Source organism: Cobetia sp., from assembly GCF_983723665.1.
In genome coordinates, this window is record NZ_CFDJES010000006.1 from 46,116 (window position 1) to 49,711 (window position 3,596).

A 3,596-nucleotide genomic window follows, 5' to 3' on the forward strand; every position below is an offset into this window, starting at 1 on the left:
ACGTGAGCGGCAGACCCCGTGTCAGAGGTCGAGTTCGGCCCGCAGCAGCTTGAAGAGCTTCTTGGCGCTGTTGGGCTGTTTGCCGGCGTCACGTTCGGCACGCGCATTGCGGATCAGCTGACGCAGGGCCTGACGGTCCACGTGAGGATAATCCTCGACGAAGATCACGAAGGCTTCATCGTCGTCCAGCAGGCGATCGCGCCAGCGTTCGAGACGCTGGAAGGAAGCATCGCGACGCACGTTCTGCTGCTCCATGGCTTCGAAGACGGCACGCACGGCGTCCAGGTCTTCCTTGCGCATCAGCTTGCCGACGTACTGCATGTGGCGACGCAGGCCTTCGTGACTACGAATGCGATGGGTCTCCTCGATGGCGGCCAGCATGTCGTCAGAGAGCGGGAACTTGGCGCGCTGGCCTTCCGGCAGATCGATGATCTTCTTGCCCAGCGCCTGCAGCTCGATCATCTCGCGCTTCAACTGGGACTTGCTGGGGCGCTCGACGAGCTCCTCGGGTCTTTCTTTACGCATGCCAATTCCAATGAGTCGGGGAAATTTGCGGCAGTATAGCACTGCCGGGCCCCCGTCTCCTCAGAAGGAGAACAACATGAGCCAGGCCTTTGATGCCGTTGCTCAGCAACAACTGCTCGAGCGTCGCGTCAGCGAAGCTCTCGAGCTTGCCCGCAGCCTGGGTGCCGACGCCTGTGAGGTCGGTGCCAGCGTCGATCAGGGCGTCAGCATCTCGGTGCGTGACGGCGAAGTCGAGACGGTCGAACTGTCGCGTGACCAGGGCATCGGCGTGACCGTCTATCTCGGCAATCGCAAGGGCAGCGCGACATCTTCCGATGCCGGCAGCGACTCGATTCGTGCCGCGGTCGAGAAGGCGGTCTCCATCGCGCACTATACCGGCGAAGACAGCTTTGCCGGTCTGGCGCCGGCCGAGCTGATGGCCACCGACTTCCCTGATCTCCAGGCGCATCATCCCTGGGCGATCAGCGTCGATGAAGCGACCGACCTGGCACTGGCCTGTGAGCGTGCCGGGCTGGAAGTGGAGGGCATCGCGCAGTCCGAAGGCGCCAGCTTCTCCAGCGGCGAAGGCGTGCAGGTCTACGGCAACAGCCATGGGTTCCTGGCCAGCCAGTGCGGCAGCCGCCACTCGATGTCATGCATGCTGATCGCCAAGGATGCTCAGGGCATGCAGCGTGACTATGACTACACCAGCGTGCGCAATCCGGCGGACCTGCGCTCTCCCGAGTCGGTGGGGCGTGAAGCCGCGCGCCGCACGCTGGCGCGCCTGAATGCGCGCAAGGTGGCGACGGGACGCATGCCGGTGCTGTTCGACCCGCAGATGTCGGCCGGGCTGGTCGGTCACTACCTGTCTGCCATCGCCGGCGGCTCGCTGTACCGTGAGTCCAGCTTCCTGTGCGATAGCCTGGGTCAGCCGCTGTTCCCCGACTGGTTCACGCTGGGCGAGAAGCCGCGGGAAGTCGGTGGCATGTCCAGCGCCGCCTTCGACAACGATGGCGTCGCGACGCGTGACAATGTCTACTTTGCCGACGGCAAGGTGCAGAGCTACATGCTGAGCGCCTACAGCGCCCGTCGCCTGAACATGCAGACCACTGGCAACGCCGGCGGCGCGCGCAACGTGCGCATCACCGCGCCGCTGACCTCGCTCGATGAGATGCTCAAGCAGATGGGCACCGGCGTGCTGGTGACCGAGCTGATGGGCCAGGGCGTCAACGGCGTCACCGGTGACTACTCTCGCGGCGCCTCCGGTTTCTGGGTCGAGAACGGCGAGATCCAGCATGCGGTCGAGGAATTCACCATTGCCGGCAACCTGCGCGACATGGCGGCCAATCTGCTGGCGGTCGGCGATGATGTCGATACGCGTGGCAGCATCCACAGCGGTAGCTGGCTGATCGATGGCATGACCGTCGCCGGCATGACCGAAGGCGAAGACGAAGAGCTGGAAGGCTGATCGCTGACGCTTCTCTGATCGCGCGACAAGCGAGATGCAACACGGCCGCTCCCATGGGAGCGGCCGTGTTGTTTCTAAAGCAGTCACTGGAACCCGTCGGGGTATTACAGATAGAGCCAGGTCGCCAGCCCCAGGAAGGCCATGAAGCCGATCACGTCGGTCACGGTGGTCAATATCACGCTGCCGGAGAGGGCAGGGTCGATATTGAGCTTCTTGAGCAGCACCGGCAGCAGCGTGCCTGTCACGGCGGCGATCAATAGATTGATCATGATCGCGGCGCCGATGATGGCCCCCAGCTGAACATCCCCGAACCACACGATGGCGATGCCTGCCACCACCACGGCCCATAACAGGCCGTTGAGTCCCGCGACGATGACCTCGCGCTTGAGTAGCCAGCGGACATTGCCGCTCTTGACGTGCCCCAGCGCGATTCCGCGAATCAGGACGGTGAGTGCCTGAGAGCCCGCGATGCCGCCCATGCTGGCGACGATGGGCATCAGTACGGCCAGCGCGGTGATCTTCTGGATGGTGCCTTCGAACATGCCGATCACGGCGGAGGCCATGAAGGCGGTCAGCAGGTTGATGCCGAGCCAGACGGCGCGGCGCCATGAGGTTCGCATCACCGGAGAGAAGGTGTCTTCGTCCTCATCCATCCCCGCCATCGACATCACCTGGTGCTCGGCGTCGCCACGGATGACGTCGACCACGTCATCGATGGTGATGCGACCCAGCAGGTTGCCATCGCCGCCGACCACGGGCGCCGAGATCAGGTCGTGCTTCTCGAACAGCGAGGCGACTTCGGTTTCCGGCATCAGGGCCGGAATCACCACGCTGTCGGTGTCCATCACTTCGCGCACCGTGACGCCGGGGTCCGAGACCAGCAGGCGATTGATGGGCAGCGCACCGATGAATTCATCGCGACGCGAGACGACCAGCAGGGTATCGGTGGAGTCGGGCAGGCGCTCGTGGCGGCGGATGTAGCGCAGCACCACGTCCAGGGTGATGTCCGGACGAATGGTGATGGTGTCCGTGTTCATCAGGCCGCCGGCGGTGTCCTCCGGGAAGGACAGTACCGTTTCGACGCGCAGGCGCTCCTGCGCCTCCATGGAGTCGAGGACTTCGAGAATCACCGCATTCGGCAGGCGCTGCAGAATGTCGGCGACATCATCCGGTTCCAGGTTCTCGGTGGCGGCGAGAACGTCGACGGCGTCCATGTCCTTGAGGAAGTCGGTCTGGATGTCTTCGCCAAGGTATTGAAGGACATCGCCCTGCAGCTCGGCATCGACCAGCTCCCAGAGCAGATTACGCTCCTTGGGGGGCGAGGATTCCAGCAGGTGGGCCACGTCCACTGGTGCGAGGCCGCGATTGAGCATGCGTCTTGCCTGTTCCAGCTCGCCGCTTTCCAGCGCCTGTGACAGGCGATCAAGTCTTGGCTTGAGTTTACGAGACGTCTTGCTCATCTGTCGGCTTCCCCTGTCGACATGAAGGACAGCGCTGATTCTACCATTGGCGTAGGGGGGCGCGTCGACAAAAGAAAACAGTGTTTCTTATCGAAAGGACAATCCGCGTCCCGCCACTGGCACAAAAGCAGCGTTGCATGGCTGCCGGGCGCAAGGATAGGTGC

General features: G+C 63.4%; 3 protein-coding genes. 1 reads left to right on the forward strand and 2 read right to left on the reverse strand.

Annotated features, from left to right (window positions below):
• Window positions 1–21 precede the first annotated feature (21 nt).
• A complete protein-coding gene (gene yjgA, locus AC4FAH_RS01585; protein ID WP_043332563.1) occupies window positions 22–525 on the reverse strand; it encodes a ribosome biogenesis factor YjgA in 504 nt (167 codons plus the stop codon).
• A gap of 76 nt (window positions 526–601) precedes the next feature.
• Here yjgA and pmbA point away from each other — a divergent pair, with 76 nt between their 5' ends.
• Window positions 602–1,972 (forward strand): metalloprotease PmbA, encoded by a 1,371-nt coding sequence (gene pmbA / locus AC4FAH_RS01590; RefSeq protein WP_279831714.1) that lies wholly within the window; start codon window positions 602–604, stop codon window positions 1,970–1,972.
• 104 nt (window positions 1,973–2,076) lie between these two features.
• Here pmbA and mgtE read toward each other — a convergent pair whose 3' ends face one another.
• Complete coding sequence (gene mgtE / locus AC4FAH_RS01595; RefSeq protein WP_043332561.1) at window positions 2,077–3,432, reverse strand: magnesium transporter; 1,356 nt, start codon at window positions 3,430–3,432, stop codon at window positions 2,077–2,079.
• Between the last annotated feature and the right edge of the window lie 164 nt (window positions 3,433–3,596).

Bases quoted from the DNA above. Each gene is read 5' to 3' on its own strand.
- yjgA (WP_043332563.1), bottom strand. From the start codon at position 525: ATGCGTAAAGAAAGACCCGAGGAGCTCGTCGAGCGCCCCAGCAAGTCC.
- pmbA (WP_279831714.1), top strand. From the start codon at position 602: ATGAGCCAGGCCTTTGATGCCGTTGCTCAGCAACAACTGCTCGAGCGT.
- mgtE (WP_043332561.1), bottom strand. From the start codon at position 3,432: ATGAGCAAGACGTCTCGTAAACTCAAGCCAAGACTTGATCGCCTGTCA.